Raw genomic sequence first — 21,168 nt, forward strand, 5'->3', positions numbered from 1 at the left:
CCGGCCCGCAAAGCGGTTCCATGAGCCCTGCCGGTTCCTAGCCGGCTTTTCTCGGTTCTTGTTATCCCCTATGTGTGCGGCACGGTGAAGAACTCTCCCCACCGTAACAAACCGTCATGCCCCTGCGCGTTTGCGGTCCGGCCGCACACAGAGGTGCGTGACCGAAACCCTTGCTTCCACTGTCGCCGGCATAATCATGGCCGGTACCACCGCCCGCTTCACCGGAGAGCCGGCACCGGCCGGGGATCCTGCGCACTGGGACGTCCTCCGGGTAGAGCGCCTCCGGGAGATGGTCTCCGCCTCGGCCGCCCGCCGCGTCATGTTCACCGATGGCGAGGGTCTCTGCGTTACGTCTGCTGCCCTCGCCGCTGACGGGATCTGGGAACTGGCACCGGCCATCACCACCTACCACCGGTGGGCCGCCTCCAGCGGAAGCCTGGACCGTGAACTGACAGAAGGTGAAGCCACACTGATCCCCGGTATGGGCGGCACCTTGCGTGAACGGTGGAACGCACCTCTGGATACTCCCGGAGACATTGCGGGGCTTCCGGCTCCGGCCAAGGCCGGGTGCGGCGTTGTGCCGGTTACCTCCGACGGCTACCTCGTGCTCGGTGTCCGCCGCCGGACTTTCGTAGCGTCAGGGAACAGCGGCGAATACCGGGACAACGTTCACGTCGTAGCTGAAGGGATGCTTCCGGAAGACCGCGGCGCCGACGGGGCCATTGATGCCTCCGCTGCAGCAGCGCGCGGCCTCGTTGAGGAGCTCGACGTCCACGAGGCGCAGATCATTCCGACAGGCTTCTTCCTGGACACCCAGCGGTGGCAACCGGTCTTCTCATTCCTGGCCTACCTTCCGCTCTCGTACAACCAGGTGTGGGACTCAGCTGCCGGCGCCCACGACTCATGGGAATCTGACCGGCTCCTGGCCCTGCCCTTCCAGGACGGACCCGAGCTGCGGGCCCTGGTCGAGGGAACGCATCCCGAGATGAAGCTGGCGTCCAACCACGCCCAGGCGTATCTGGCCTGCGCCATGGACTTCGCATTCGGCAGCGGCACAGCCGCGTAGGCCTACTTCGCTGAGGCAGCGACCTCTTTCATGACGGCTTCGGAGGCCCGAAGCGCGGCGCTGACCATGTCGTCGAGATCGTCGAGCATCTCGGTGAGGTCCTGCATGCTGGTCCGCTGGAAGTCAGTGCGCTCCGGTACGTCTACGGCCTCAAACGGTGCCGGATCCCTGGGCCATTGGGCGGCGTCCTGCCGGTAGGCGAGCACAGCGGAAATGCTTCGTGCCGTCATCGGTTCCCAGTCCGCCAGCCACCCGTACTTGTCGATGCCGGGAAGCAGGGTATGGGCGGAAATCCCTTCGTGGACGGCAGGTTCCAGGCATTCGTGTTCACCGTCCGGCCGGTAACCGGCAACGTGCTCACGGACGGAGTAGCGGCCCCTTGAGTCCCAGATTTCCAGTACCTTCATCCACCGGGCGACAGCACACGACGGGCAGGATCCGGCATCGGGGGTCCGCGGGATGGGGTGCCGGCCGATGCTCCAGCTTCCGCAGGCATCCTGGACGACGTCCCCGGCGGCCACCGACCGTGCGCCTTCACGTGAGAGCCCGCACTCCCCTGCCAGGACGACGAGGAACATGTCCCGGCGTGCTGCAAGCCCTGATGGCCAGCCGCTGAGCGGTGCGCGCCGGAGGGTCGTCCCAAGATCCAGCCATCCCGGACCGGTCCGCCAGGGTGTCCTCGGTTCCGGCGTAGGCAGCGGCAGGTGCAGTCCGGCTTCCCGGTGGGCTCGCCTGATGGCCTGGAGCTGCCGGTTCCGGGTGGATCCTGTCGCGGGCACCTCCCGGAAGAACTCTGCGATCGTTTCCGCCGTGGCCGGCATGGGCACTACGTCGGCGGCCGAGCACCAGTCCTGGAACAGTGACCATTCCCGGGAGGTGCGGCGCGGGCGCGTGATGGTTGCTGTCACAGGCCGATGCTCCTGACTGCGTTGCCTTCAAGCGGGGCGTTCTCCCGGTCGTAGACGGCCAGGATGGCGTCACCGGTGTGGCCGGTCTGCCGGCGGACCGAACGCGAATCGGCGCCCGATTTGAAGGCCTGCGTGACGAAGCCCGCCCGAAGGGAGTGCCCGGCGTACTGATTGGGGTCAAGCCCTGCTGCGGCCGCCCGGCGTTTGATGACGTCGCTGACTGCGTGGCCGGTCATGCCTTTCGGTTTGATGACTCCGCCGCCGGCCAGGGACCTGAACAGTGGGCTCTCGTTGTCCGAGCGCCGCTGGTGCCTGCCGTCCCGGCAAATGTGGGAGGTCGGCTGGCCGGCTTTGCGCAGGGCGCGCATGAGTCCGGGGCGCCCGTCGGGCCCTTCGGCCGCGTCGAGGAGGTCCATCCACCGGTAGATGGCGCAGGGTGCGCACGTGAGCGGGTGGACTCCGTACGGCAGGCCCTTGATCTGGCCCTGCCCCTCCTGATCGGTCTTGGACCGGCGAACGCGCAGGTAGACGCCGTCGGCAAGGTCGGGGATGACGTCGGAGATCTTCAGGGCGGCCAGCTCGGAGCGGCGGAAGGCACCGGCAAAACCTGCAAGGAGCAGCGCAGCGTCCCGGACAGCCCCGATACCGTCCGGCCAGGTGCGGACCTGGGTGCCTTCGAGCAGGAGCCGGACATCGCCCGTCAGCAGAGGCGCCACCCGCCGCTGGGGCTGGGTCCTGTAACGCTTGATGGCTTTCAGTGCCCGGGTTACGCGCCCGTCCGCGCCGGGCGGGGCCATGCCGGCCGCTACGTGCTGGGCGTTGATGGATGAGGCCCGGCGGACGATCGTGGACTGGGCGTAGGCGTGCCTGCCGTCAGGACGGACAGCTGAGGCCATGAAGGTCAGGTAGGCGATGACGGTTTCGGCTAAGGCCGGCATGGGCCGGTAACCGCTCGAGGAGCACCAGCCGGTGAAGGCACGCCAGTCGGAGGCGTAGGCGGTCTTGGTCGCATCGGAGATGGAGTTGTCCAGTGCTTCCTGGACGCGCGCGGCATCGGCGGGGCTCAGCAGCTCCCCGTGGCGGTGGTCAGCGATGAGGGTCATGGCGCTCCCTTGGTTATCAGGTCACCAGTCATACCTCCCGGCACTGACATAACAGCCGGCCGCAGCGGCGCAATACCTCTCCGCGGCTACAGCTCCCCTGTAGAGTCACGCCATGCCGATCATCGCCGAAGCACCGCTGCCCGACTACATCGTCTCTGACCTGCCGGGAGAGGAGAAAGTCCTGGGCCACTCCATCCCGGTGAACACCGACCGCTGGCAGAAGGAACTGGCGCTGCGGGACCTGCCACCCCTCGAGGGCAAGCTCTCCGGCACCGGGTGGGTCAGCGTATCCAGGCGCGACGTCCTTGAACTGGGATCACGCGAGATCACACCGGAGAACGTCTTCCAGCTGCACTACTACTCCTATGCCTGGGGCCTCGGGAACAAGGCCCGGAACCTTCCCAAGAGGCTCGATGGCATCGCCAAGGACCAGGAGAGGGCAGCGGACCTGCTGCTGTCAGCCTGGACCGCGGTGCGCGGCGGCGAGCCTGCCGAGGAGGTCTACGGCATCCTAACCACCCCTCGGGGAGGTGCCCGGATCACCTGGTTCGGTCCGGCGTTCTCGACCAAGTTCCTTTACTTCGCCCAGGGGATCAGCACCCAGCCGCACTACGTCATCCTGGACGAAACCGTAGCCAGCAACCTCTCCGACGTCTGGGAAGCAGCGCCTACGGACAGCTGGTACCCCGACGCCTACGGCAGGTACTGCACATTCATGAGCCGGTGGGCCGATCTGGCAACCGAGCAGCTGAACGGTGAGCGCAAGGTCCGTGCCGACGAGATCGAATACGCCGTCTTCAAGCGCCGGTAGGGCGGGACGGGATCTGTGAATAGCAGGGAGGACGCCCGCACCGGAGTGCTGCAACGTGCCAGGGCCTGGGCCGGAAGCAGCGCTGCCCTCCCACGGATTGCGGTGGCCCTTCTCATCGCCGGCATCCCGCTTGTCTTTCCGGGCTTCATGACGGTCCTGTTTGTAGTCGGCGGAAAGTTCATTCCGTGGTGGATGGCAGCCGGAGCCCTGTTTGCCCTCGCTGCCATCCTCGTCTCCGTGCAGGTCTCCGCACGCCGTTCCGTCCCGGAAGCCGACGCTTTCAAGTGGTCCGAGGTTCAAATCCGCTGGTTTTGGACTCCACTGACGCTGTGCTCGGCGTTCTGCGTGATCGGCATGGGCCTCGATGCGCTGAACCACACCAGGTACAGCGTGGTCGCCGAGAACTCGACAGGCTGCAAGCTTGTGGCGAGTGAGAGCACCTTCTTCGGTTCAGGCAGTGGAACGATGTTCATGGCTGAGCCCTGGGGAGTGGCGTTTCGTTCCAGCAGCTGGATGGTCAATGAGGGTGACCGTCCGGCAAGAGACGGAGAGGTCCGGGTCCGATGGGCTGGTACGGCCGCAACGTACTCGGTGCCGGGAGCTTTCTACGATCCCGATGCGGGATATGCGCGGTCGGCCAGGTGCTGGACCGAGGCCCTCACCAACCGACCCTGGCGTTGTCCGTCCCGGGCTATGGCTCTCATCTGCCCCGATTTCATTCAAATTCGGTGCGAAAATCTCAAAACAGGCTACCGACGATAATCTTCATTATCGTCGGTGAAATTCCACCCCCTTGAAGCGAGAACTGTCTGCCCGAAAAAACGGGACCTGAGCGCCGGACCCCTGAAATGACGCGGCGGCAGGCGCCCTGGCCCGCTCGTGTGCACATCCACCGCGCCGTCCGCACACATAGGCAGTACAACCACTCTGCCTATCGAAGGAACCCCCATGTCCGGCCCCCAGCAACCTGAAGCGGCCCAGCCCCGCAAGAGTCCCTGCGCCTCGTGCCCCTACCGGAAGAACGTTCCGTCAGGGGTGTGGGATAAGGCCGAATATGCCAAATTGCCTGCCTACGACGGCGAAATGCACGAGCAGTCCTCAGCCGCCGTTTTCATGTGCCACCAGGGCGACGGCTGCGTCTGCTCCGGCTGGCTCGGCCACCGGGACCCGGCAGATATGCTCGCCGTCCGCCTGGGCCTGATGCGCGGGGACCTCGACCCCTCGTGCGCCGACTACACGACCGATGTTCCCCTGTTCGCCAGCGGAGCGGAGGCCGCAGAGCATGGCGGCAAGCAGATCCACTCCCCCGGAGCCGACGCGGTGGCCGTCATCGACAAAATCATGCGCAAGAAAGAGGTGCAGGCGTTCCATGCCTAAGAAACCCGGGAAGAAGCACACGTGGGCCAACCCCGAACTGGCAGCAGCGATGCGGGAACTCCGCCGTTCCAGTGCCGCCCAGAGGCACACGCCCAAGCCGCGGAAGGGGTCGCGCCAGGACCGCCTGCAGAAGGCAATCCGCGACCAGCAGGCCAGCGCAGCGAAGGACTGACCCGCCCGTTTCACCGCAAGCCCTGTGCCGGATCCCGGTGCGGGGCTTTTGCGGTCCTGCAGGCACAGAAGAACCCCGCACCGGTGGGGGTGCGGGGTTCCTTTCCGGCTCTAGCTCTGTGCCGGGACTGCCTTCGCCGGCGAGTACACGTCCGGTTCCAGGAAGATCAGCCGGGCGATGGGCACCGCGGCACGGATCCGGGCTTCGGCCGCGTTGATGGCGTCAGCGATGTCCTGGGCGGTATTAGCCTTGTCGACGGCGAACTTGGCTGCGACGAGGAGTTCTTCCGGACCAAGGTGCATGGTGCGCAGGTGGATGATCTTCTCCACGCCTTCACCGATCATGGCCTCCTCGATGGCGCGCACGTCGGCTGCCGTCGCTGACTCACCGAGCAGCAGCGACTTGGTCTCCACGGCCAGGACGGCTGCCACGACGACCAGCAGGACGCCGATCAGTGCAGTGCCGGCGGCGTCGAAGATTCCGTTGCCGGTGACCAGGGTCAGGACAACGCCGAAGAGGGCGAACGACAGGCCCAGCAGGGCGGCGAAATCCTCGAGCAGGATAACGGGCAGTTCCGGGGACTTGGCCCGCCGGATGAACTGCAGCCAGGTGCTGCGCCCGCGCGTGTGGTTCGATTCGCGGACGGCGGTGCGGAAGGACATGCCCTCGGCGAAGAGGCCGAAGACCAGGACGGCGACCGGGACCCACCACCAGCGGCCTTCAATCCCGTGGGGATCCTGGAACTTGTGCCACGCCTCGTACAGGGCGAAGAGACCGCCGACGGAGAAGAGGATGATGGAGACGATGAACGCGTAGATGTAGCGTTCACGGCCATATCCGAAGGGGTGCTCCGGGCTGGCCTGGCGCCTTGCCCGTTTACCGCCGACAAGCAGCAGGATCTGGTTCGAGGAGTCGGCCACCGAGTGGATGGACTCGGCCATCATCGAGGATGAAGCGGTGAGCAGGTAGGCCACGAACTTCATCGCGGCGATGGAAAGGTTGGCGGCAAGTGCGGCGATGATCGCCTTACTGCCGTTGGGGGCTGACACGGACGGGGCTCCTTGAGAGTGGTGACGGCGGGCAGTGTTCAGCCCGCCTCCCCTATGTGTGCGGCAGTCCTGTTTTCCTTCACCGCAAAACAAAGCGACACCGCCCCGCAATGCAGGACGGCGCCGCTCAGTGTCGGCTCAGCCTAGGCCCAGGCCCATCCGGCTGCGGGACGGCCGCGGCCGACGGGTTCGGCGGCAGCTGTCGTTTTCACCAGTGCTGGATTCTTGGCCAGGTCCCGGCCCAGGTTGGCGGTCACGGGTTCGGGCCGTCCTGCAGCTGCCGCCAGTTCCCGGCTCAGGCGTGCCGCCGAGGCCGTCGTGAACGATTCACCGAGCAGCGCCCGGGTCAGGCCGGCATCAACCCAGAGCGAGTCCAGGACGGTGCCTGCCGTGCGGGCGATGATGGCCTCGTGATCGAACGGCAGCCCCTTGGCGTCGGCCGCGCGGACCAGGTGTGCCAGCGCCCCAGTCTCGGCCTGCGGATCCAGGACAACCGTATGGACGATGGAGAGCGTCGGGCCGCGGGGGTCGCGGTCCGGGTTGTCGAAGACGCCGGCACCGGTGATGCTGCGGACAGAGTCACCGGCGATACCGGCTTTCGTGCTCAGGGCCCGGGCGGCGGCCTCGGCCAGGAGTTCATTGGTGGACAGCAGGACGCCGGGCAGTGCGGCCTGCCCCAGGAACGGCTCGAAGATGCGGTCGGCAAGGACCACCATCAGGACACCGTCCCGGAACAGGAAGGGGACGGTGTCGATCGAGACGAGCGGCTGCTGCGGGAGGGTCATGATGCGATGTTACCGAGCACTGCCCGGACGTCTGCGAAGGACTGACGGCGGATGAACTGGCCGTTGGCCCAGACCGGCTGCAGCAGCGAGGCTTCTTCCTGCTCCGGGGTGGCCTTCTCGATCAGCTTCAGCTCCCCGTCCTCGCCCAGGATGACAGCCAGGCGGCCGGTGGCCGAACGCTTGGCGCCCTTTGCGGTGGCCGGGTCCTTGAAGACGTTGCGTCCTTCACCTTCAACGACGATGTGGGTGACCTTGATGGCGGAGGAGAAGGTGTCCCGGGTGTTGTACTGGTAGGTGAACGAGCCGACGCCCATGACGAGGTTCTCCGAGGCGTAGCCCATCTTTTCCAGGCGTGAGGTCATGTCCACGGCGCGCTCGGCTGTGATGGAGTCTCCGTACATGACCCGGACCTTGTTCAGCACCTTGTACCCGGCGTCGTTGATGGTGTGGCCGAACTCGGCGTCCAGCAGCTCAATGACGCCGAAGTATGCCGGGTTGCGCTCCATGGTCTTCACTTCTGCCGTGTGCACGGCGCCGGGGCGGGTACGGGTGCCGCAGACGATGTCGGCCGGGTCGCCGGAGTCCGGGCGGATGACGGTGTTGCCTTCGCGGGCCATGATGACGTCCTTCAGGTTCGGCAGGATGACCTGCAGCACCTTCCAGAGGTCGTAGCCGTCGGAGACGAGGGAGATATTGCCCGCAGGGTTGGCTTCGAGGATGCTTCGGAAGGTCTCTTCCTCGCCTTCCGGGCCACTGGCGCACATGACGGCATGCTCACTGGCCGGGATGGACCCCAGGATCTGGCCGTTCTCCGCACCGAAGGCCGAGTTGTAGTAACGGCGGACGAAGTCCATGGCGCCCAGCGAATCGGAGCCCTTGAAGGAAAGCAGGTGGGCCGCGCCCGAGGCGGCAGCGGTGTCGATGCCGGGCATGCCGCGGAAGGAGAAGTCATGCAGCTGCCAGTCGACGAACCCCGGTGCGGTGCCTGTCTTTTCGGCGGCGTCATCGAGGATGCCCCGGTACTTGTCGGCGATGGTGGCGACCGTGGAGGGGTGCCAGATGGAGGCGCTGAGGGCGGTCTCGATGTAGTTCACCAGCCAGAAGAACTCGCGCTCGGTGGATTCAACGGTGACGGACGGAACCAGCAGCGGGACCCGGGTGCCTTCAGGGATGGCCCGGAAGATCAGGGGCAGGTATCCGCGGCGGTGCAGGGCACGGACGTGGTCAGTGCCGATGTTGTTCGGGCCAAGCGTGGCGATGAGGCCTTCGGCGTATTCGGCAACAGCTTCGTCCTCGTCGGCGGCGAAGAAGGGTGCGAACCGTTCGATGCAGTAGTTCTGCAGGAAGGCCTGCAGACCGAAGTGCACGACGTGGTCCACGCCTTCGATGCGCGAGCCGCGGTTGGTGAAGTTGGAGAGGACCTGGGTGGTTCCCTTGGGGTACATGTGGATGTGGCCGAGCTTGTAGGCGTCGGTTTCGAAGAGGGCGGCGGTGACGCTGGCGGTCGTGATTTCCGGGGCGATGGTGGTCATGGCGGGTTCCTTAGATGAGGTGGGAGATCAGGGGTGTGATGCGGGCGCCGACGGCCGGGTTGGCGGCGCCGGGGTGTGAGTCGGTCGTGAAGATGTTTCCGAAGGCTTCGGTGAGCTGGCCTGCGTTGCCGGAGAAGACTCCGTGGCTGACCCAGAGGTCGAGGCGGCCGGGTCCGAGGCCGGTTGCCTGGGCGAGGCCCATGAAGGTTCCGCCGCCGTCGCAGATGTCGTCGACGACCAGGAAGCGGCCTTCGGCGGGAAGTTCTTCGCAGGTGAAGCCCGAGAGCTTGCCGGTTGCGAAGTCGCGGTGTTTGGCGGCGTGGAAGAGGGGAAGACCGAGTGCCTGGGCGGTGACGGCGGAGCGGGCTTTGGCACCCTCGTCGGGGCAGATGACGCCGGCGTATCCGGGGAGGTGCTTGCGGACTGCGCGGGCGATGACGCTCTCGGATCCCACAACCCGCAGGTTGTTGACCAGACCCGGCATGACGGGTGAGTGCGGGTCGAAGCAGACGACCTCGTCGGCGTTCATGGCGTTGATGAGGTTGGCGTAGACCTTGGCTCCGAAGGGGTTGCCGCGGTCCTGGCGGGCGCCGGGGAGGTACGGGATGAGTGCCTTGACCTCGTGGCCGCCCTGGTGGGCGTAGTCGATCCACATTGCGGCGCTCATGTACTCGTTGGCGTCGGCACCGGTGAGGTAGAGGTACAGCGGCGTCTGGCCTTCGGCGGCGTCGGTTTTGATGTGGGCTTCGCCGGCCGGGAACGTCATGGCCGTTGCTGCCGAGTGGACGGTGAATCCCTGGGGGACCTGGGCGAATGTTGTGAGCATGCCTTCACTATACACAATATTCATCATTTGATGTTTATTACGTGACCGTGGGTATTTTGGACGTCAGCGACGGAGTTAGACTCGCCGTATGGACACCGAAAACCAGCAGCCGGGCACCCGCCCCGAAACCCGCATCGACGAACTGCTCAGCCTGCTGGAAGCAGACTGGAAGCGCTCAGGATCCGACCAGCGCTTCTTCCAGTACGTCGAGAACCTGCGCCACCGGCTCGACCTCTCCTTCGACACCTACTTCCTCGAAGATGACGCCCTCATCGCCTACCTGAAGGATGAGGGCGCCCCCGCCTCATAGGCCTGACGGCTAGTAGCCTGCCCTGTCCCAGTCGTAGGTCTTGCCCAGAAGCCTGTCCGCTTCGTCCAGATGGTTGCGGATGTCCTGGGCGACGCTTGAAACAGCGCTGTGCTTTTCCTGGACGGCGTGGATCCTCTCCCGTGCCGCCTGGACGGCTGCGATCCGACCCTCTGTGGAGCCGGCCTGCTCGATCTCCTCGGGAAGGTTCCTGATGACGTCGGTGGCGTCCGTGCGCATGGCGGAAACAGGCAATCCTCCTTGCTCATCGCTCAGGAGATCGAAACGCAGATCGGCAAGGGCGTTCGCTGTCATGGCCGCGCGAGCTTCTTCGGGGGAGCAGGCTCATTACCCCTGGCCCGGTATTCGTCGGCCAGGTTCATCTGCCGCGCGGTTTCTTCCATCGCCTCGATTGCCATGGCGGCGTTTACGGCCTTCTCCGGATCGCTGTAGACCTTCCCGGCCTCGTAGATCAGTTCCTGGGTGCGGTCACTGCCGGCCGGCGCCAGTGTCACGGATTCGGGTTCGGGCTTCGATTCCGCGGCGAACTGGCCGCCGGTGGGTACCCCCCTGGGGCTGCCGTCTGCGGGGGTTGCCGGTCGCGCTCTTGCGCTGGAAGATGTTCATGCTTTCCTGTGTGCGGCCCGCACCGGAATACGCAACGGCGTCAGCGTCTTCTCAGGCCGGTGTCGATGCCGTAGCCGCCGCGGCCCTGAGGAAGATCCTTGGGCGGTATGAGTCCGACGGAGCGGGCCCATTTCTTCAGGGCTCCCATGGTGTAATTGCGGGTCCAGAAGAAGTACCAGTCCGGGACGCCGGGGCTGCGGTGCGGGTTCAGGTGCCCGTTGGCGATGAAGGCGGCCTTGTCATCGAACCGGACCAGGGTTTCCTCCAGCCGGGGCGCGCGGGGGCAGATGACGGCGGCGCCGGCCCATTCGGGGTAGTTCTCCAGGGTGAAGAACGCGTGCAGCCGCACCAGCTCCTGGTCCTGGCAGTCCTCGTACACGGCGGTCCTGCCCTCCCAGTGCCACCTGTCCGGGTAGAGGTGTCCGTCGCGGAAGACGGAATTGCCAACCGCTTCCCAGGCCTCGTCAGGGATGGTGCGGGTTCTCGTACTGGCCAATGGGCTTCCTTTCGGGCGCGGGGTGGATCCCCGTAATGAAGTCGAGGCAGGAGCCTCTTGGGTAAACGAAGGGCCCGCCCCCATCAGGACGGACCCCTCGGCCAGAGCGCTGCTACTTGTCGATCTCCACTGCGGAGAACGTGCGTGCCGGCGCATGGTTCATGCTGGACCGTGCAGTCTTCTCTGCGTTGGCGGCCGAGGCGGAGAAGCCCCAGGCGGACCAGGTGCCGGCGTTGTAGGTGCCGTTGTCGATCTCTTCCACCGTTGACATAGCCTTGTCGACGTACCCCTGCACGGTGTTACGTCGTTCCTTCAGTGCCGCCTTCATGGCCGGGAAGATCTTCTCAATGCGGTCCGGGTGGTATTTGCCGTCCTCGTCGTAGGCGCCCTGGGTTTCCTGCTTCGAGTTGCCCCGCAGCGTCTTCAGCAGGCGTTTGCCGTCCGTGGAGTAGGCGCGGTACTCGTGGTTGTAGTAGACAGGTTCGCCCTGATGGTTCACGTCCGGGTCGCCGGTGGTCTTGACCCGCTGCACTGACCGGATCTTCAGCGGCTCGGCCAGAGCGGCGTCAATGTCATCGACTTCCTTCCGGTGCTCATCGGCCTCGACGAGCGCCAGTTTCCGCACGACGTCGGTGTTCTCCGGAGAGGCGATGATGGCATGCGTGTAGTTATTGCTCTTCGACGTCCTGTCCACAACCACCCCGTCCGGCAGCGTCACGAAGACGGTGCGGCCCTTGGACGTGATCTTCGGGGAGGTTGGAGAGACGGCATCGGGCTCCCACCGCCGGGCCTCGGCCAGGCCGACCGGGGTATGGATGTAGCCGACGCCGGCTTCGCGGAGGTGCTTCACGATGTACTCACGGTCATCCTCGCCCAGCTGGTAGCCGCGGGTGTCCCAGGCTCGGGCGACGACGTAGCCTCCATCGGCCTTGTCCAGGGTGAAGCTGGCCGCCCCGGGCAGGCCCTCATGGATGTTCCGGGCTGCAGCCGAGAGCCGGGCCTGGTTGGCCAGCCCGCGGCCTTCAGTCGAGCCGGGCTGGGCGTCGGCGAATTCGTGGAGGCGGGTGATGGTGTCATCACCGGCGGCGCCAAGCGCTACGGGTGCCTCACCGTGGGTCTTGAAGCTGTACTGGCCGCCGGCCTCACGCGGCTGGGGCGCGGTGGTGGTGCTCATGATTCCCGGTCCTGTTCGAAGTAGTTCTCAGATCGTTCGATGGCGTCGTCGAAGCTGATGCCGTGCTTGCGGGCGTAGTGGCGCATGTCAGTGAGCATGTCGGCTACACGGGTCTGCGGGTCGGTTGCTTCCAGCGCGGCTGCGTTCATGGCCACGAGGGCGCGGCGGGCACCTTTCTCGGACTCGTTTTCACGGTCCAGATCCGGGTTGAAGTCCTCCGGAATCCACTGGCTCATTCCCTCGACGTTGATGCCGCCGTACAGGAACCTGTGCTCGTAGGAGACCTGCGCGTGCCTCAGCGCATCCTGGGCTGCCACCCTCTTATGCGGGCTGAGGGCCTTCCCGTCGGCATCCTCTACTTCGACGACGGTGGCGCCGCCGAGCGGGTCCTTGGAGCTGAGGAAGACCCTGGCGATCTCCGGGTCGCTGTCCCGGATGGCCCGGGCCGCAATCGAGACGCGCGCCTTGTTGGCGGCACGCTTCGCTGCGAGTGCGGCTTCGTGCTTCTCCTCGGCGTAGCCGGCCAGACGCGAGCTGAGCATGTCCATGTTTCCGGTGAGCTTCGCTGCCGGCTCACGGTGAAGGTGCTCTTTGAACCGCCCGATGGGGTCCCGGATGATGACCTGCGGGCTTGATCCGGCAGTATTGGTGCCGCCGGTGCTCACTTCAGTCCTGCCCGGTGTGCGTGGTTCAGCTCGAAAGCCTGATCCATCATGGTGCGGAAGTCAGCGTCGTTGGCGTCCGAGTAGGAGGTGATTGCCGGGATCGAATCGACCACCAGCTCGTCGCTTTCCGGGGCCGGCAGGGGTGCGGTTCCCTGACGCTGCAGGGTATGTACGGAACTGTTCATCATGACTGACTGTGTGCGGCTGGGCACCGGAGGAGCAGCCTGCGGACAGCTCCCGGGGATGTGCCGCACACATAGGAACCATGAAGACCACCGACACCGCCCTGGCCAATGCCCTGGATGCCATCCGCTCCGACCCGGCCCTCATGATGGCCATGTCCCTGAACACGCTGAAGGAGGAGGATGGCTTCCGTGAGCTTGGCGGCAATATTGCCCTGAGGTACGTGAGGGGCGCCTACAACCCCACCGGCGATGAGCTGCGCCTGGCCGAAGCAGACCGGATCATCCGCGGTGAAGAACCCGCTGTGTACGGCATGACGTTCAACAACATGATCGTCAACCTTGACGGCGCAGGGGTCGACACTGGCACTGAATTCCCGTCCGACGCTGCACGCCGGATCATCCTCGGAATCATTGAGCGTGACAGCTCACTCTCCGCCGAGGTCCGCGAGCTGCGCCCGTATCCCCCGTTCTAGTGAGCGGGCAGCGCTTCGGGGCGTGCCGCACACATAGGGAACATGCCTATGAGCCGAGAATCCATTGACCGGTACGTTGAGTCGATCCGCACCAGCATGGACGCAGACCCTGCCCTGAACCTGGCCCTTTCCCTGGGCCGCGCCGAATCGGACCGGGACCCGAGGATCAACACGGTCCGCGCGTATGTCCGCCATCTGGAAGAACCACAGGGGGACGCCGCGCTCCTCGCAGCGGCCGACCGCATTGTCCGCGGTGAGGTGCCGGCACTGAACGGAACATCCTTCTCGAACCTGATGCACAACATCCACGACGTTGACGGTGTCAGGGCCCTGGACCTCTCAGGCGCCCGTGCCCTGGACGTCATCGACCGCATCTGGAAGCTGATGCCGGATCCTTCCTAGCTGCTGCGGCCCAGCCCGGGCAGGCCCCCTGAGACAACACTGTTAACCGGGACGGCGCGGTACCCGTACTTGGTGCTCTCCCCGTACTTCGTCCTGTCTTTGAAGATCCAGGCAGGGGCCACCCACTGGATGGTCGACTTGTACTGGATCAGTTCCACCGCGGAGGCACTGTCGGCGTTTTGGAGCTCTGCCTCGATGTCAGCCAGAAGCGTCCGGGCAAGGTCCCAGAACTGCCGTCCTTCAGGCCTGGCGAGAAGCAGCAGCTCAGTGCGTTCCCGGCAGCTGAGGAGGATTTCCTCGGGTGTTCCGGCCAGGGCACGGCTTCCCTGGATCCGATGGACTGTCTCGGCGCTCAATGGCACGAACCGGTCCGCCCAGGCGCGCAGGAACTGAAGCGCGCGGAAGTTGACGGTGAGGCGGGCGACCAGTTCATCCCGGTCGATCTTGTCGAGCTGGCTGGTGCCCTTTGCACGGGAGCGCAGCTGGGAGACCTTCTGCATGTCCCTGATGACGTCCCGTACGGGCACGGACCGGGTCCTGCGGAGCTCTTCCAGGATTCGGCGGAGGGAGTTGGCGCAGGCTTGAACCTGTCCGTCCAGCGGAACCCAGGTGGCGTCGTAGGCATCCCAGTCTCGTGTCATCCGGACATCCTAGCGGCCCCGGGGGTCCACCTCTCCGAATGGCTTTGGCGTCCAGTTCCGGTCCCGTTCGATGATGGAGCCAAACGGTGTTACCGCGCCTTCAAGGGCCATAACGTCGATGTATCCCATCTCGGCCATCTCGGTGTCTCCGTTCAGGACAACGAATCCGAAGGCCTCCCCAGTCAGCTTGTCCGTCTCAAAAATCATCCATTCTGACTCACCCAGGGAGTACCGGGCGTAGACGAGCTTCTCTTCCGCGGGCACTTCTTCGGTGCCGTAAAGGTCCGGAGCGTCAGACAGCTCGGGACCGTAGAACGGGTAGCCACGGCGGTCGCGGTTGATTTCGGGGAATGTCGGGTAGGCCATTGTTGCTCCTCTTCTGTGCCGGACTCTGCTGGCCCGGTCGGGTGCTGCTGAGAGGGGTGTGCAGGTTTCGAACCTGCGTCTCCGACGCGAAGGGCCGGCGTATTCCACCATCGCGGGCTCGCCCCGTGCATCAAGCTGCCCGTCGATGGACAGCAGGTCAGCCACCGCCTCCCCGGCCCCACGCCGTCATGCACGGGATCCCGCTGATACGAACACCCCAGGGACCCGCCCGGCATTCCGGTGGTCCACATCCCCTATGTGTGCGGCATGAAGGCGATCTCTCTACACAGTGTCCGCACCGTTGGCTGCCTCCAGGAGGGCGTCAGCATGGCAGGGCTGATCAAGGGGGCACCAGCAGGCAAGGTTCTTGCCTCGGAGGTCGGCGACGACCTTCGCCCGGATGCCGGGCTGTTCGAGGAGGGTCCGGAACATGCCAAGGGCTTCCTCCTCGTCTGCCGGGCGGAAGAACACCCGGGTGTCGTCGCTGCCGCGGAGCACACCCAGTTCTCCGGCTTTGAACGGGGTGGCCCAGCTGCTGGCCTTTCCGACCAGCATCGTGTTTTCAGGCAGGGCTGCACCTACCCTGTGCCGGATCCTGCGCGGGGCGCCGGTCATTGGTTCTGCCATGGTTCTGCTGCTTCCGTTGATGCCGCCGGCCGTGTGCCTGGCTGCACCCCCTATGTGTGCGGACCATGGCCGGGATCTGCGCAGCCTGCCTGCGGGACGCAACAGTCCAGCACGGGCCATAGGCCAGTCCCCGCGCCGTGCTAATCTCCGAATGGATATTGAAGTTACCCGGCAGTAGGCCGGACCTTAATGGGGGAACAAATGAACAAGAAAATGGCTATCCCGGCAGCTGCAGCGGCGCTTACCCTCCTGCTCAGCGGATGCGGCGGAGCGTCAGCGGATGAACCTGCCGCCACAACGCCCAGCACCAGCCAGACCGTTGAAGCACCGAAGGAGACCACGGCCCCTGCCGCCGAGGCATCCTTCGTCGACGGCGTCCTGACCACCCGCGATGTAAAGATCGCCATCACCGATCACCGGATCATCCAGGTCGGTGAGCCAGGCAATGAGTACGGCTCGAAGCCCGTGCTGGCCTTCTGGTACGACATCACCAATGTTGCCAGTGAGAGCCCCGTCACGTCCTCGAACTGGATCTTCCTGTTCCAGGCGATCCAGGACAACGATCCGAACGCCGTCAACAAGCTTGATGTCGGGATGCTCCCGGATGATGCCTTCCTGGAGTCCCAGATGCAGGAAATCAAGGTCGGCGGCACGATCCAGAGCGCCATCTCCTACGAACTCGATGACCTGACGACCCCCGTTGATCTCATCGCCTCCGAAAACCTCGGCATGACCGAGATCGGCAAGATCACGTACAACCTGCAGTAGCAGTCGCTAAGCCGTCGGCCGGAGCTGTTACGCCCTGGCCGGCGGCTTTCGTGCTTTCTTCTTCCGGCGCCGGCGGTTACCCTGGCCTGCGAAGGGCGGGCGCGGTGCCCCTAAGCGCTCTCCGGTCCAGTAACGACCACCGATGAGGGCGCCCGCCATGAGGCCGAACCCGGCGATAATGGGAGCTGGACCGTAGCCGTACAGGCCCGCGACAATCATGGCGGGAAGCAGCGCGAAGAACAGGGCGAAGAGCGTAAGCGACCGAACCTGCATGGTCTTTCCGAACCGGAAGAGCACCCACCCGCCGGCAAAGCCGATCAGGGTCGACCAGGCGATCGTTCCCGGAGCTGCTCCGTCGCCGAGGAACACCAGAGGGAAGCACAGCAGCGCTGCAGCGCAGAGAGCGTTGATGAGCGCTACCTTCCAGCCCCCGGGGTATCCGCCGTCGGCGTCGCGCACCCTTTTCACCTTCACCCGGGTTCCGGCGTCCTTGCCCGTCCATTTGCTCACGGCTCCGGAAAGCCCGGCGGAGAATCCCATCATCATCGGTCCGGCAGCAGGAACACCCAGGTCACTCTGAAGGCCGGCCAGCACGATGAACATGAGGCTGAAGGCGCAGTACATGGCGTAGGAGGCCCGGCCCGAACGGGACACCACCCGGGTAAGAAGGGCTCCGTACAGGGCGCCGACCCCGAAGAAGAGAGCTGCGGCTGAGAACTTGCCTCCGAAGACAAGGACGGTGACGGACGCCGCGAAGAGGATCGTCAGCGCGCTGAAGTATCTCGGGTCCGAGTCCCATTTCCTGCTCATAGATATTCCCCCTGATCCGAGGGTATCTCCCTCACCTGCGGGGACGGCTCAACTGCCTGACGGGCGGCGGCGGCCGGCGACCGGTACCAGAGGCACATCAGGACCCCTCCGAGGAGCATGGATCCGGCACCGATCACGAACGCTCCACCGACGCCGCCCATCACTGTTGACCCGTAGCCGGGACGGATCATGTCCGCCGCCGAGATGATGAGCGCAGCGGTCATCGACACGGCACCGGCAAGCGGCAGCAGGCCGCGCATCACGAAGTTCCGCAGGCTGGCCGTCAGGGTGGCACGGAAATGCCAGACGCAGGCATAGGCGGTGAGTCCGTAGTAGAAGGCGATGAACAGGCCAAGGGAGGCGATGGAGTCCTCCAGGAAGTTCTCGCTCAGCAGGCTCATGCCGAAGTAGTAGGCGGAGGAGACGGCGCCCATGAGCACCGTGGCGAAGACCGGGGTCTGGTGCTTCGGGTGGACGGCGCCGAAGCGTGCCGGCAGTGCCCCGTGGACGGCCATGGCCAGTGTGCCGCGTGCCGTCGGCAGGATGGTCGTCTGGGTGGAGGACACGGCCGAGACGAGAACGGCCACGATGATGATCCAGGCCCAGGGACCCATGACGTCTTCACTGACCGCGTAGAGGACGTCATCGGCGTGGGCTTCGTTTCCGAGTCCCAGCCCGTCTTCCCCAATGCCGGCGTACACCATCACCAGCACGCTGACACCGACGTAGGTGACTAGCAGTGCGGCGGAGGAGAGAAGTGCGGCGCGCCCCGGTGTCTTACCGGGGTTCCGGGTCTCCTCGTTCAGTGCCAGGCAGGTGTCCCAGCCCCAGTAGATGAACAGGGCCAGCAGGACGGCGTACGTCATCGCTGTGAGGCTTCCGGCAGCCAGGGGGTTGAACCACTCCACGTCCACGGGCGTGAAGTCGTAGGCACTGCCGGTCCTGATCCTGACCGCGGCCATGATGACGAACAGGGCCAGGGCGGCGTACTGGATGACCAGGAGGATTTTCTGCATCCGGTCCCCGAGAGTGATCCCGCGGATGTTCAGCCACGTCATGAGGGCAATGAACCCTACCCCTGTAGCGGTGACCAGGACTGGGCTTTCAGCAAGGTCAGGGCTGATGAGCTTCCAGAGGTATTCGCCCGCGATGGCTGCAAGGTTCGCCAGTACGACGACGCCTGAGAGTGCCAGGGCCCAGCCGCCCATCCACCCGGTGCGGCTGCCGAATGCCTTGGACGCCCAGGTGAACGTCGTACCGCAGTCCGGGTCCTCCTTGTTCAGCTCGTTGTATGCCACGGCGGTGAACAGCATGGGAATGAAGGCCAGGACGAGTGCAGCGGGCGCCTGTGCACCGACGGCTGCAACCATGAGCCCAAGCGTCGCAGCCAAAGAATAGGCCGGGGCCGTGGAGGAGAGCCCGATGGCGAAACTCCCCCACAGCCCCAGCCCTGCAGACTTCAGCCCTTTGGCGCTGCTCAATTCTCCGGGGCCGGTGCGTCGATGACGTTGGGCACGAAGCGGCAGTAGTAGTCGGTGACCGGGCCGTCCGATTCGCGGATGCCGACGCCCACCGATTCCCCGTCGACTACCCAGGTGCCAAGGACCGGTTTGTTGCCGTCGAAATCAGGCAGGGGGAAGTACTCCTGGTAGCACCAGCCTTCGGTGCCGTAGTCGCCGGACTGGGAGATGTCGATGCCGTCAGCGTGGATGATGATGTTGTCGCCCTCGCGCCCGTGCAGCGGCTTGGCCACCCACTGTGTCATGTCGCGCGGGGTTTCCATGTACGCCGGCAGCAGGTTGGGGTGGTTGGGATACAGGTGCCACAGGGCGGCCAGAAGAGCCTTGTTTGAAAGCAGCATCTTCCAGGCCGGCTCAAACCAGTTGGCTGCGGTCGGGAAGTCCAGGATGTTGTCCCCGAACTCCTCCTTGATCATCATTTCCCACGGGTAGAGTTTGAAGATGTTGTCGATGGACTCTCCGTCCAGGTCAACGAACATTTTCCGAACCGGGTCCCAGCCGATGTCGGACATGTTGATCCCTTCGACGGTCCAGCCGCCCTGCCTTGCGACGTCGAGCATGTAGGCCGCGGTCATCCAGTCTTCGCCGCTGGCTTCGACCTCAGCGTGGGCGACATGCAGGCGGGTGGTCCCTGATGCTTCCAGGCGCTTGCGCCAAGCATTGATGAGCGCTTCGTGGATGCCGTTCCACTGGTCGGATTCCGGCTTGACGTCCTGCAGCCAGAACCACTGGGCGATGGACGCTTCGATCAGCCCGGTCGGGGTGTCGGCGTTGTACTCGAGCATTTTGGGCGGATTCACGCCGTCGTATGCCAGGTCGAAACGCCCGTAGACGGCGGGTTCGCTGCGTTCCAGGGACCAGGAGGCCAGGGCAAGTGCTTCTGTTCCGATGCCGATGGTTCCCATGGCCCCTGTTGCCAGGTAGCGGGCGGCCTCGATGCACATCGTGTGCAGCTCTTCGGTGACGCTTTCAAGCATCTCCACCTCGGGCATGGTGAATTCGTAGTAGGCACCCTCGTGCCAGTATTCGCACAGGGAGCCGTCTTCACGGATCGCCGTGGAGTAGATCAGCCCCTGGGACTCGATCTTTTTGCGCCAGTCCGGCCGCGGGGTTGATTCAATGCGCTTCATGATTTCCTTGGTCTTATCCGGCAGCTCTGAGCAGACCGGTGGTGTTTATTGCTCCTGCACCTATGTGTGCGGAAGCCGGCCGATCGCTCTTCAGCAACCGGCCGGCCAGTGTGTTTCGGGGTTATCCGCCGACGCTTCCGCCCTTCGCGCCGCTGCCGAACCCACCGCGGGAAACAGACGTGGAGCCCTTGGAGCTGACACCTGACTTCGAGGTGGCCTTGGCCGGGATGGTTTCGGTACCGCCGGTGAGCTTCTGCCCGACGGCCGGAATGGAGTGTGACGTCGTGGATCCGGTGGTTCCCATCGGGAAGAAGTACCAGCCTGCGTGTCCGGAGGAGCGGCCCTCCTCGCTGCACTTCGAGTCCTCGATGCGCTGTTTCGTTGTCTTGTCCTGGCAGACCTTCGCGTAGTCGGCGTCGATAACGTTCCCTGACGGGCCGCAGCCGGTGAGGACGGCGCTGGCCAGGAGTGCTGTCACGCCAAGGACCACGGCGGTGCTCTTGCGGCGGCCTTTGCGCTTTGCCGGCACGTTCAGCGTCACGGCGGGTTCCTTGTGGTGCTGTTTGCCGAAGGTGCCGTCCGGTTCCCGGAAGCGGGCAAGGCGCGCGGCGGCGTCTGCGTTCATGGGGTGGTCCTGCTTTCTGTGTTGTCTGGTGTCCGCAGTATCTGTGTGCGGCGGCGGGCAGGGATGAGCGGGCTGTTAGCCGGCTGCGTTCCGGGTGCAGAACGCGGACCATTCAGCAACGATCGCGTCCGCCTCTTCCTGGCTGGGCGGCGTATCGCTGTACGAGGCGATGATCATTTCGGCCACCTTCGCGCTCTCGGGGTATCCCACGTCAATGAGGGACGCAAGGATACTGAGCATGTCCTCAACGTTCCCCGGGTCCAGCTCGAGGTCGGCGGAGAGGAAACCTGCCAGAAGACGGCATTCCCCGGTCGCTATCGCGGTGTCGACCCCCGAATCGGGGCTGGGTGCAGAAGGCCCGCCGCTGCAGCCTGCCACAGCAAGCAGTGCAGCCAGTGCCAGGGCCGTGGCGGCGGCTATCCGGGGTCTCTTCATGGTTCTCTTTTCGGGGACGGGCATGAGAAGGCCGGCGGAGGGGAGGTTGTCCCCGCCGCCGGCGCTCGTTCGTCATGTTGGCCACCGCGTGTTCCCGGGGTTCGAACCCGGGTTACCCCCTGAAGGGGTTTCCGACCACGCCCAGCCTCACCGGACGGCTAGCCTCCGGGGCCTTTCCAGCCCTTCGACCCTTTTGCCGGAAATCGAATCCGGGCCCCGTCTCAGGGGTTCCAATCAAGGTCCAGGCGAACGGATGCCATCCGTCTACCTGTCCGTCCTCCGGGGCGC

At 65.1% G+C, this 21,168-nt stretch carries 29 protein-coding genes; 9 read left to right on the forward strand and 20 right to left on the reverse strand.

Going from position 1 to position 21,168, the window contains the following annotated elements; genetic code table 11:
- Positions 1-157 precede the first annotated feature (157 nt).
- Positions 158-1,066: a hypothetical protein gene (locus NF551_RS17815; protein WP_227897681.1), complete on the forward strand. Its 909-nt coding sequence runs from the start codon at positions 158-160 to the stop codon at positions 1,064-1,066.
- 2 nt (positions 1,067-1,068) lie between these two features.
- Here the strand turns inward: NF551_RS17815 and NF551_RS17820 are convergent, their stop codons facing one another.
- Both NF551_RS17820 and NF551_RS17825 read right to left on the reverse strand, forming a co-directional pair.
- Positions 1,069-1,974 carry a hypothetical protein gene (locus NF551_RS17820; RefSeq protein WP_227897680.1) on the reverse strand — a complete coding sequence of 302 codons (906 nt, stop codon included), beginning with the start codon at positions 1,972-1,974 and terminating at the stop codon, positions 1,069-1,071.
- A complete protein-coding gene (locus NF551_RS17825) occupies positions 1,971-3,077 on the reverse strand; it encodes a site-specific integrase (RefSeq protein ID WP_227897679.1) in 1,107 nt (368 codons plus the stop codon). Before NF551_RS17825 ends, NF551_RS17820 begins: the two co-directional genes overlap by 4 nt.
- A 112-nt stretch (positions 3,078-3,189) precedes the next feature.
- On the opposite strand from NF551_RS17825, the gene NF551_RS17830 reads away from it, so the two are divergent.
- The 4 genes from NF551_RS17830 to NF551_RS17845 all read left to right on the forward strand — a co-directional run bounded on the left by NF551_RS17830 (position 3,190) and on the right by NF551_RS17845 (position 5,437).
- Positions 3,190-3,888 (forward strand): 8-oxoguanine DNA glycosylase OGG fold protein, encoded by a 699-nt coding sequence (locus NF551_RS17830; protein WP_227897678.1) that lies wholly within the window; start codon positions 3,190-3,192, stop codon positions 3,886-3,888.
- Between the two features lie 15 nt (positions 3,889-3,903).
- The gene (locus tag NF551_RS17835) at positions 3,904-4,650 is read left to right on the forward strand and encodes a hypothetical protein (protein WP_227897677.1); all 747 of its coding nucleotides are present in this window, start codon (positions 3,904-3,906) and stop codon (positions 4,648-4,650) included.
- A 186-nt stretch (positions 4,651-4,836) separates the two neighbouring features.
- On the forward strand, positions 4,837-5,265 hold the full coding sequence (locus NF551_RS17840; protein WP_227897676.1) for a DUF6283 family protein: 429 nt from the start codon (positions 4,837-4,839) through the stop codon (positions 5,263-5,265).
- Positions 5,258-5,437 carry a hypothetical protein gene (locus NF551_RS17845; RefSeq protein WP_227897675.1) on the forward strand — a complete coding sequence of 60 codons (180 nt, stop codon included), beginning with the start codon at positions 5,258-5,260 and terminating at the stop codon, positions 5,435-5,437. The genes NF551_RS17840 and NF551_RS17845 overlap by 8 nt, the downstream gene beginning before the upstream one ends.
- Positions 5,438-5,547: 110 nt before the next feature.
- On the opposite strand, the gene NF551_RS17850 is transcribed toward NF551_RS17845, so the two are convergent.
- The 4 genes from NF551_RS17850 to NF551_RS17865 form a co-directional block, all read right to left on the reverse strand.
- Positions 5,548-6,486: a cation diffusion facilitator family transporter gene (locus NF551_RS17850; protein ID WP_227897674.1), complete on the reverse strand. Its 939-nt coding sequence runs from the start codon at positions 6,484-6,486 to the stop codon at positions 5,548-5,550.
- A 143-nt stretch (positions 6,487-6,629) separates the two neighbouring features.
- Positions 6,630-7,271, reverse strand: coding sequence for an NUDIX hydrolase (locus NF551_RS17855; protein ID WP_227897673.1), 642 nt, complete (start codon positions 7,269-7,271; stop codon positions 6,630-6,632).
- Positions 7,268-8,803, reverse strand: coding sequence for a nicotinate phosphoribosyltransferase (locus tag NF551_RS17860; protein WP_227897672.1), 1,536 nt, complete (start codon positions 8,801-8,803; stop codon positions 7,268-7,270). Before NF551_RS17860 ends, NF551_RS17855 begins: the two co-directional genes overlap by 4 nt.
- Before the next feature lie 10 nt (positions 8,804-8,813).
- A complete protein-coding gene (locus NF551_RS17865; RefSeq protein WP_227897671.1) occupies positions 8,814-9,629 on the reverse strand; it encodes a ribose-phosphate diphosphokinase in 816 nt (271 codons plus the stop codon).
- Between the two features lie 88 nt (positions 9,630-9,717).
- Here NF551_RS17865 and NF551_RS17870 point away from each other — a divergent pair, with 88 nt between their 5' ends.
- Positions 9,718-9,939 (forward strand): hypothetical protein, encoded by a 222-nt coding sequence (locus NF551_RS17870; RefSeq protein WP_227897670.1) that lies wholly within the window; start codon positions 9,718-9,720, stop codon positions 9,937-9,939.
- A 9-nt stretch (positions 9,940-9,948) separates the two neighbouring features.
- Here NF551_RS17870 and NF551_RS17875 read toward each other — a convergent pair whose 3' ends face one another.
- The 6 genes from NF551_RS17875 to NF551_RS17900 all read right to left on the reverse strand — a co-directional run bounded on the left by NF551_RS17875 (position 9,949) and on the right by NF551_RS17900 (position 13,086).
- Complete coding sequence (locus NF551_RS17875; protein WP_227897669.1) at positions 9,949-10,251, reverse strand: hypothetical protein; 303 nt, start codon at positions 10,249-10,251, stop codon at positions 9,949-9,951.
- The gene (locus NF551_RS17880) at positions 10,248-10,451 is read right to left on the reverse strand and encodes a hypothetical protein (RefSeq protein WP_227897668.1); all 204 of its coding nucleotides are present in this window, start codon (positions 10,449-10,451) and stop codon (positions 10,248-10,250) included. Before NF551_RS17880 ends, NF551_RS17875 begins: the two co-directional genes overlap by 4 nt.
- Before the next feature lie 152 nt (positions 10,452-10,603).
- Complete coding sequence (locus tag NF551_RS17885) at positions 10,604-11,059, reverse strand: hypothetical protein (RefSeq protein ID WP_227897667.1); 456 nt, start codon at positions 11,057-11,059, stop codon at positions 10,604-10,606.
- Between the two features lie 112 nt (positions 11,060-11,171).
- Positions 11,172-12,233 carry a hypothetical protein gene (locus NF551_RS17890; protein ID WP_227897666.1) on the reverse strand — a complete coding sequence of 354 codons (1,062 nt, stop codon included), beginning with the start codon at positions 12,231-12,233 and terminating at the stop codon, positions 11,172-11,174.
- Complete coding sequence (locus NF551_RS17895) at positions 12,230-12,898, reverse strand: hypothetical protein (protein WP_227897665.1); 669 nt, start codon at positions 12,896-12,898, stop codon at positions 12,230-12,232. Before NF551_RS17895 ends, NF551_RS17890 begins: the two co-directional genes overlap by 4 nt.
- Positions 12,895-13,086 (reverse strand): hypothetical protein, encoded by a 192-nt coding sequence (locus NF551_RS17900; protein ID WP_227897664.1) that lies wholly within the window; start codon positions 13,084-13,086, stop codon positions 12,895-12,897. The genes NF551_RS17895 and NF551_RS17900 overlap by 4 nt, the downstream gene beginning before the upstream one ends.
- A gap of 77 nt (positions 13,087-13,163) precedes the next feature.
- Between NF551_RS17900 and NF551_RS17905 the strand changes: the two genes are divergently transcribed.
- Positions 13,164-13,556, forward strand: a complete 393-nt coding sequence (locus NF551_RS17905; RefSeq protein WP_227897663.1) for a hypothetical protein — start codon at positions 13,164-13,166, stop codon at positions 13,554-13,556.
- Positions 13,557-13,604: 48 nt separating this feature from the next.
- The gene (locus NF551_RS17910; RefSeq protein WP_227897662.1) at positions 13,605-13,958 is read left to right on the forward strand and encodes a hypothetical protein; all 354 of its coding nucleotides are present in this window, start codon (positions 13,605-13,607) and stop codon (positions 13,956-13,958) included.
- Here NF551_RS17910 and NF551_RS17915 read toward each other — a convergent pair.
- The 3 genes from NF551_RS17915 to NF551_RS17925 form a co-directional block, all read right to left on the reverse strand.
- Positions 13,955-14,599, reverse strand: coding sequence for a hypothetical protein (locus NF551_RS17915; RefSeq protein WP_227897661.1), 645 nt, complete (start codon positions 14,597-14,599; stop codon positions 13,955-13,957). The two genes, NF551_RS17910 and NF551_RS17915, sit on opposite strands and share 4 nt — an antisense overlap.
- A 9-nt stretch (positions 14,600-14,608) precedes the next feature.
- Positions 14,609-14,965, reverse strand: coding sequence for a hypothetical protein (locus tag NF551_RS17920; RefSeq protein WP_227897660.1), 357 nt, complete (start codon positions 14,963-14,965; stop codon positions 14,609-14,611).
- Between the two features lie 282 nt (positions 14,966-15,247).
- Entirely contained in the window at positions 15,248-15,592 is a 345-nt protein-coding gene (locus tag NF551_RS17925; RefSeq protein ID WP_227897659.1) for a DUF4326 domain-containing protein, read from the reverse strand.
- Positions 15,593-15,793: 201 nt separating this feature from the next.
- On the opposite strand from NF551_RS17925, the gene NF551_RS17930 reads away from it, so the two are divergent.
- Entirely contained in the window at positions 15,794-16,360 is a 567-nt protein-coding gene (locus NF551_RS17930; protein WP_227897658.1) for a DUF5067 domain-containing protein, read from the forward strand.
- A gap of 27 nt (positions 16,361-16,387) precedes the next feature.
- Here NF551_RS17930 and NF551_RS17935 read toward each other — a convergent pair whose 3' ends face one another.
- The 5 genes from NF551_RS17935 to NF551_RS17955 all read right to left on the reverse strand — a co-directional run bounded on the left by NF551_RS17935 (position 16,388) and on the right by NF551_RS17955 (position 20,880).
- On the reverse strand, positions 16,388-17,170 hold the full coding sequence (locus NF551_RS17935; RefSeq protein ID WP_227897657.1) for a hypothetical protein: 783 nt from the start codon (positions 17,168-17,170) through the stop codon (positions 16,388-16,390).
- Positions 17,167-18,651 carry an APC family permease gene (locus tag NF551_RS17940; RefSeq protein ID WP_227897656.1) on the reverse strand — a complete coding sequence of 495 codons (1,485 nt, stop codon included), beginning with the start codon at positions 18,649-18,651 and terminating at the stop codon, positions 17,167-17,169. The genes NF551_RS17935 and NF551_RS17940 overlap by 4 nt, the downstream gene beginning before the upstream one ends.
- Positions 18,648-19,820: a glutathionylspermidine synthase family protein gene (locus NF551_RS17945; RefSeq protein ID WP_227897655.1), complete on the reverse strand. Its 1,173-nt coding sequence runs from the start codon at positions 19,818-19,820 to the stop codon at positions 18,648-18,650. The genes NF551_RS17940 and NF551_RS17945 overlap by 4 nt, the downstream gene beginning before the upstream one ends.
- Positions 19,821-19,941: 121 nt before the next feature.
- Positions 19,942-20,445 (reverse strand): tRNA-dihydrouridine synthase, encoded by a 504-nt coding sequence (locus NF551_RS17950; protein ID WP_227897654.1) that lies wholly within the window; start codon positions 20,443-20,445, stop codon positions 19,942-19,944.
- A gap of 75 nt (positions 20,446-20,520) precedes the next feature.
- Complete coding sequence (locus tag NF551_RS17955; RefSeq protein ID WP_227897653.1) at positions 20,521-20,880, reverse strand: hypothetical protein; 360 nt, start codon at positions 20,878-20,880, stop codon at positions 20,521-20,523.
- Between the last annotated feature and the right edge of the window lie 288 nt (positions 20,881-21,168).

The organism is Arthrobacter caoxuetaonis, from assembly GCF_023921125.1.
GTDB lineage: Bacteria > Actinomycetota > Actinomycetes > Actinomycetales > Micrococcaceae > Arthrobacter_B > Arthrobacter_B caoxuetaonis.